Annotated in this window: 5 protein-coding genes and 1 pseudogene; 2 read left to right on the top strand and 4 right to left on the bottom strand. The window is 44.0% G+C overall.

The annotated features are described in order from the left end of the window. Nucleotides 1-141 precede the first annotated feature (141 nt). Nucleotides 142-486 (top strand): annotated as a pseudogene (locus IM322_RS05635) (TIGR04222 domain-containing membrane protein); the annotation flags it as partial. A 262-nt stretch (nucleotides 487-748) separates the two neighbouring features. Here IM322_RS05635 and IM322_RS05630 read toward each other — a convergent pair. The 4 genes from IM322_RS05630 to IM322_RS05615 all read right to left on the bottom strand — a co-directional run bounded on the left by IM322_RS05630 (nucleotide 749) and on the right by IM322_RS05615 (nucleotide 5762). After that, a complete protein-coding gene (locus IM322_RS05630) occupies nucleotides 749-1633 on the bottom strand; it encodes a hypothetical protein (protein WP_287672149.1) in 885 nt (294 codons plus the stop codon). Nucleotides 1634-1719: 86 nt separating this feature from the next. Beyond that, a complete protein-coding gene (locus tag IM322_RS05625) occupies nucleotides 1720-3084 on the bottom strand; it encodes a DUF3370 domain-containing protein (RefSeq protein ID WP_287672151.1) in 1365 nt (454 codons plus the stop codon). 247 nt (nucleotides 3085-3331) lie between these two features. Next, nucleotides 3332-3781 (bottom strand): YlqD family protein, encoded by a 450-nt coding sequence (locus IM322_RS05620; protein ID WP_002756613.1) that lies wholly within the window; start codon nucleotides 3779-3781, stop codon nucleotides 3332-3334. 61 nt (nucleotides 3782-3842) lie between these two features. Further along, nucleotides 3843-5762: a long-chain fatty acid--CoA ligase gene (locus IM322_RS05615; protein WP_287672154.1), complete on the bottom strand. Its 1920-nt coding sequence runs from the start codon at nucleotides 5760-5762 to the stop codon at nucleotides 3843-3845. A 253-nt stretch (nucleotides 5763-6015) separates the two neighbouring features. Here IM322_RS05615 and IM322_RS05610 point away from each other — a divergent pair. Next, the coding region (locus IM322_RS05610) for a Uma2 family endonuclease (RefSeq protein WP_287713136.1) at nucleotides 6016-6505 on the top strand (490 nt) is incomplete at its 3' end.

The following is a 6505-nucleotide window of genomic DNA, read 5'->3' as shown; positions in this document are numbered from 1 at the left end:
TGTCAGTCTGTAGAGCGACCATAAGACCAGAACAGAGTAAATCTGTTAAGGCCGGTGCGGAACCCCGCAAGGGAAAGAAGCAGAAACCTAAATCGTGAGGTTTGGGAATCACCGTCCGTTTACGGCGGTGAGGATGTCAACTGTATATTTGGGCTTCTAGTTTTGGGAGCAAGGTTTTTTGTCAAACCACAGCGCAGCCGTTATGGAGAGATAATTTTTAATGATTTAACAAATCGCTTACAACCTTTAAAAACAGCCAATAGCAGCGATTCTGAACTTGTACTTGCGGTCGCGTTGTTTGGAGCAACAGTTCTGATGGCCGATATGGCTTTAGCAGACTTGTATCAAATGCTGACTCCCACAGCCGCTGCTAGTAGCGGCAGTGATGGCAGCAGTGATGGCGGCAGTGGCGGCAGTGATGGCAGCAGTGATGGCGGCAGTGGCGGCGGTTGTGGCGGTTGTGGCGGTTGTGGAGGTGGTGATTGATTGAGTTCAAGACTATTAACAGCCGCTCGAGCGAAGCGTGATGCCGAACCGCGAACTCCGTTAAATTTGTCTGTTTTTAGCGGAAGTTCCCCCATAGAGATTCTGCCACAGCAGAGGTTGTCGCTTTTTGTCAAAGGGAAACTTCCGTTGAACATTCCCGCCACCGTAGCTCTGTTAATTTTTGCCTTAATCTCCTCTCTGGTTTGATTGCTTACTGCCATCAGCCGAAAAAACCCTCCTTGAACATGGAATTTTATCGCCTCTACTTAACCCGAACTCGGGTTAAATAGCCATTTTTCAGGAGAAAAGCTCTCAGGGCAGTGGGAAAGTCTGGATATTTGCCGATCGCTGTACTTTCGCCATAGATATCGAGACCCCAATCGGAGTTTTTATCGTAATTAGCGAGGAGAAATTGCCAAGCTTCTTCGTATTCTCCTAGGAGAATTTTTTGGGCGACATAACCAGCCAAAATGCCATTGACTTCGGCTTTTTCTTTTTTAGCTAACTGAAAGGCTCTCAACATTGCTGCTAAAGTTTTTCTTAATTTTTTGGGATATTTTCTAGTGACATCCGCTAATTTACCCTGTTGAAAAGTATAAATTATCGAGGGAGGAAAAGAGGCGGCGTAGGAACTAAAAGCATATAAAAAAGCATTATCAACGGTGACAAATTCATAATTATTATCTCCATCTAAATCTTCAAAGGAACCACCACTACCATCTAAAAAACCCGTTTCTTCTCTAATAAATTTATCTTTTTGCCAAGTATAAATTACCAAAGATGTGCAGCAATGTGCGCCGCCGCTATAGGTGGAGACGATAATCTCATCGATGCCATTATTATCTAAATCTCTTAATTCGACATAGCCGGATCCAAAGGCACTATAGCCGCTATTTTCCTGATAAATTTGCTCGTTATAAAAGATTTGATAAGAAACATTATTAATATCATAATTATCATCAACTCTCTCGTTTAGGTCGATGGGTTGATAGCTAACTTTTACCTTAATTTTCCCCGATCTAACCACTTGATTTGTTAGGGTTTGACCGGTATCAAAATCGAGTTTAGTCACGGCTAAACTCGCAGCTGTATTGCCCAAAAATTGAGATAATAAGCAGAAAATAAAGCAAGTTTTGCTAATATCCATCGGCTAATTCACAGAGAGAGATTAATTTCAGTGTATCTTACTTATTACCCCCGACAATCAGCCGTTAACTTTTCGAGAAAAACTATCTATTCCAAAGTTTTAACGCTCAAAACTTGGGGAGGTGTGGCATCGGGGGGATAGAGAAAATCGAGATTAATGTCGCGTCTGGCTCCGGGGGGAAGTTCCACCTGTACTAAAGCTTCTCCCTGTTGTCCTTCCCGTTGAACGAGATGGAAAAAACGTTCCTCGGTGCGTCCCAGAGCGTTACGATAGGTAACGCGCACTGCACCCCGGAAAAATACCGGTCCCTGGACGGGTTCAACAAATAGCAAGCGATCGAGATAATTGTCTTCTTTAATTGGGGTTTGAATACTCAAAGCCACCACCTGCGTTTTGCTAGTGTTGTTATATAGAGGTAAAGTCAGATAGTAGTGAACACCGTAGTTACCGTGAGCTTTGAAAGCCGTATCGGGATAACGCACTAACATGGGGGCGCTTTGAATTTGTCTGGTTCCGAAAGTAGCTGCTGTCACCGTACTTAAAGGATAGGCAAAAGCTTGACCGGGTTGAGGAATGGTGAGATTAATTCCCCCTTTGGGATCGACAATGCGGGTTGCCCATTCCGAACCGACAGAAATTCCGGCCACGCGACCATAAAAATTTCTTCTTCCAGGGAACCATTGATCGGGGGGAGTGGGGGGAAAATCGCGAGGAGCGGCTAAATCACCTCTAACTAATAGGGTACGCCATTCCTCTAGGGTAGGGGGACGAAAGGTTTCTATTTCCCGATCTTCGATTTTGACTTTTTGGGGAACTTCGTAGAGGGCTAAATTGGCCATATAGACAGGGCCATCGCTGTAGAGACGTAGGAGGGTCGAGCGGGCGCTACTTCTGGGGATAACCAGATCGAATAGCATCCGACTTTGGCCTGGGGGAATGACGATCTGGGTGGGAAATTGGGTATCATGGCGACGACGCATGATATCGCTGGCTAAACGGGAACCGGGACCGGAAAAAACCCGGCCATTGGGATCTTCCACCAGAGAGGGTAAATCGACAAAAGGGGCATCGGCGGAGGTGACGTAACTGACTCCTTGCAGGATGCGGATAACGAGGTTTCTGGAGGTGGGATTAGTAACGATCAGGCCCTGGTGCAGGTCGCGATTGGGATCGGTTTGACGGGCGATGTGGTGGGTGAAAACGTCAAAACGTCCTTGTAGGGGATGATTGAGATGGGCTACGGGATAACGTTTTCCTTTGCCGGGGAAAGTGGAGAGGAGAATTCCCTCTTTTTCTACGACTTCGGGACTATTGCTATTAAAAACCAGCACATCATTTAGTTGACCGGGCAACTGACGCACTTCCTGATATTGGGTGATTAATTTCCTCTCTATCTGGGGCAAGACCGAGGCGGACTGAGCTAAAAGAATAGTGGGTAAGAAAGAAAGCATGGAGATTCTATATTTATAGGATCTAATTAAGGGTGAGTCGATGGAGAGATGAAGTTATACAACAATATAGGCGAGTGTGTCCGGGCGATCGATAAAGAATCTTAATATATTTTTCAGGCCTGATCAAGCCATGTCAGGGGTGATGTGATCTAGGGGCGGTTTTCTGGGTTAGCAAGGGAGAATAACCCTTGCTATTGCCGATTTTAGCCTTTAAGTTGACAATGACCGGTAACTGCTCACCCTAGCTTTAAATTTCGCCGCGAATTTCTTCGACTATGCCATCTCTAAGGACGAGTTCTACATTCATTTTGGCCACTAAGTTATCGCCTTTTTCGACACGGAAAAAACTTTCTAGTTGTGCTTGGGCGACTTCTTGATTGAGTTCCAAGAGTTGTACCTGTTGCAATTGTTGCAGATACTGGTTTTTTTGTTCGAGAAACTCACTTTTCTGTTGATTGACTTGGATTTGAATATTGTCAATCTGTTGGGCAGCCGCGGGGGGTAAGGGGATCAGACTCTGACGCTGAATTTCTGCGATCGCTCTTTGGCCTTGGGTTTCTAATTGTTGAATTTGTGCGTCAATTTGAGCCATTTGTGCTTGTAATTGCTGTTGTGCTTCTTCTTTCCAGCGCGGAGTCACGATGACTTTAATTGTCACCGGGCGCTTCAGTAATAAACTGGTTTGTGCGTCATCCATGATTTGCTTATCCTAAAAAGGTCTTTTTGTCAAGAGGTTAGGGAATATTTGCCGGAAATATTTACTTGGCAAACATCTCGTTAATCATATCGCGATAGCGTTGCGTTACTACCGGTCGTTTAATCTTTAAAGTTTGGGTCATCATGCCGTTTTCTTGGGAAAAAGGCTCTAAAATTAACTCAAAGGTTTTAATCTGGTCATCGGCACGATAACTGGGCCGATTTCTTACCTCGCGCTTTAATTCTTGTTGGTAGAGAGCTAAGACTTTTTTGCTGTAGAGATCGCTAGAAAGAATCGTTGAGCGATCGCTGTGAAGATCGGGTAAATTTAAGGATATTTTCTGTTCTTGGGCCCAATTGGCCAGTATATCAAGATTAGGCACGATCAAAGCCCCCAAAGCTTTTTGATCCTGTCCCACTAGCATAATTTGGGAGATAAAGGGACTGCGTAAACAAGCATCTTCAATCGGTTGCGGTTCGATATTTTCACCATTGCTCAAAACAATTGTATCTTTGGCCCGTCCGGTTAAAACTAAATCCCCGGCAGCGGTTAACCAACCAATATCACCGCTATCAAACCAACCATCGGGAGAAATCGCTTTTTCGGTTGCTTCTGGTTTTTTATAATATCCCTGCATCACCTGCGGACCACGAATCAAGACTAAACCGTGTTTTTCTGTCGGTAAGACTTCTTTGCTGTGTAAATCGACAATACAGATTTCTGTCTGAAAGACGGGACGACCGGCAGACCCGCGCAGGTTATGATCGATACGACGGACGGTAGCGACGGGAGAAGTTTCTGTCAGTCCATAACCAACTAAGATCGGGATTCCCGCAATCTCATAGAAAGTATCTAGATGTCTAGCTAAGGAACCACCGCCACTAACGAAGATTTTAACTTTATTTCCCACTGCTTGGCGAATTTTGTTATAAACTAGCTGGTCACCGATGGCATGGAGGGGATAGAGTAAGAGGGATTGAATTCTTGCTTTTAGTCTTTCGATCCCGGAAGCGTGAAGGTGATCTAGACTGAGATTATCGGCGATACGTTTAGCAAGAACGTACTTTTCCGACTTTTCTAGAAAAAATCGCACCAATTTCTGTTTTTTAGCCGGTTGTTCGCTAAATTGTTTTTGGATACCCTCGTAAAGAGATTCCCAAAGACGGGGAACTCCCACCATTAATTGGGGACTAAATTGCTTTAAATCCTGCTTAAAAGTGCGAATACTGGTATAAATCTGGGTGCAACCCTGAGCTAGACTGAAATACTCACAACTGCGCTCGTAGGAATGCCATGAAGGTAGTATACTTAAAACTCGATCGCCGGGAGCCGGTTGAAAGATAGCATTTAAGTTGCGTACTTGATGGAGTAGATTACCGTGACTTAACATCACCCCTTTTGGTTGTCCCGTCGTCCCCGATGTGTAGATGAGGGTAGCCAGATCATTTTCGCTCTTGGTGATGGGTTTAAGGGTGTTCTCAGCCCCGATCGCCATTAGTTGCTTGAAATTTAAGGTCTGCACGGAAATCGCCCCAGTAGCGGGGTCTTCGTCGGTGAGCAGCACGATTAATTTCAGGGGCAATTCAGGGATTTTCGGCAGTAATTTCCCTAAAGTTTGGTTATTTTCGACAATCAGCGTCTGACTGTCACTATCGGCCAGAATATAGGCTAATTCCTCTGCATCTGCTTGAGCAGATCGTACCGCATTGGCGGCCCCGGCTGCCATGGAACCTTGGTCGGCAATAAACCACCGGGGACTATTATCGGCAAATAAAGCGACATTTTCGGTTTCTGTGACTCCTAATGCTTGCAAAGCGGCGGCAAATTGCTGAATTTGTTGATAAAGTTGCCGATAGGTGAGAATTACTTCCGGTTTACTGTGGGGATCCTGTAGGGCGATAATATTGGGGAAACGTTGGGCAACTATTGACCAAACTTCGGGTAAAGATTGAATATTTGAATAGTCAATTAGGGTTGTCATAGCAGTAGTTATAGAGGGTTACAAGGGTAATAACATATAGATTAACCATTCGAGGCTCTTTTTGCTGGTTCTCCTAGACAGTATTTCAACAGGTATCTAATCCTGCAAAGTTAATTTCCTAGAGGAGACTCGGAGAGAGAAGACTTTTCAGTTATCAGTGAACAGTGAGGGATAATCAGGGAATGCTAACGGCTTAGATGTATAATTAATTTTGCTTAGGTACTTAATATAGTTGTGATTAGGATAAAAAACGATGATTGCTTTATCTAACTATAATAATCTCACTCCAGACGAATATCTTCAGTTTGAAGAAAAAAGTCCCATTAAACACGAGTATATCGATGGGCAAATTTACGCCATGGCAGGGACGACTGATACTCATAATATTGTTTCGGGGAATATATACACAATTGTTCGTAATCATTTGCGGGGTTCCGATTGTCGGGTTTATTTTGCCGATGTGAAAGTCAGATTAGAGAAACGCAATCACTTTTATTATCCTGATATTCTTGTCACCTGCGATGACAGAGATAGAGAAACTGCTACCTACAAAAGTTTTCCTAAATTGATTATTGAAGTTCTCTCCGATTCCACAGAAGCTTTTGACAGGGGTGATAAATTTAATGATTATCAAACTCTAGAAAGTTTGCAGGAATATGTCTTAGTGAAGAGTAAACACCAACGAGTGGAAACTTTTCAACGAGGTGAACAGGGTTTATGGATTCTGCAAACCTATCAGCAAG

Origin of the sequence: Microcystis sp. M109S1, from assembly GCF_020247025.1 — a bacterium.
Lineage (GTDB): Bacteria > Cyanobacteriota > Cyanobacteriia > Cyanobacteriales > Microcystaceae > Microcystis.
This window is presented reverse-complemented; position numbering and strand designations above follow the sequence as displayed.

Bases quoted from the DNA above. Each gene is read 5' to 3' on its own strand.
- IM322_RS05620 (WP_002756613.1), bottom strand. From the start codon at position 3,781: ATGGATGACGCACAAACCAGTTTATTACTGAAGCGCCCGGTGACAATT.
- IM322_RS05615 (WP_287672154.1), bottom strand. From the start codon at position 5,762: ATGACAACCCTAATTGACTATTCAAATATTCAATCTTTACCCGAAGTT.
- IM322_RS05625 (WP_287672151.1), bottom strand. From the start codon at position 3,084: ATGCTTTCTTTCTTACCCACTATTCTTTTAGCTCAGTCCGCCTCGGTC.
- IM322_RS05630 (WP_287672149.1), bottom strand. From the start codon at position 1,633: ATGGATATTAGCAAAACTTGCTTTATTTTCTGCTTATTATCTCAATTT.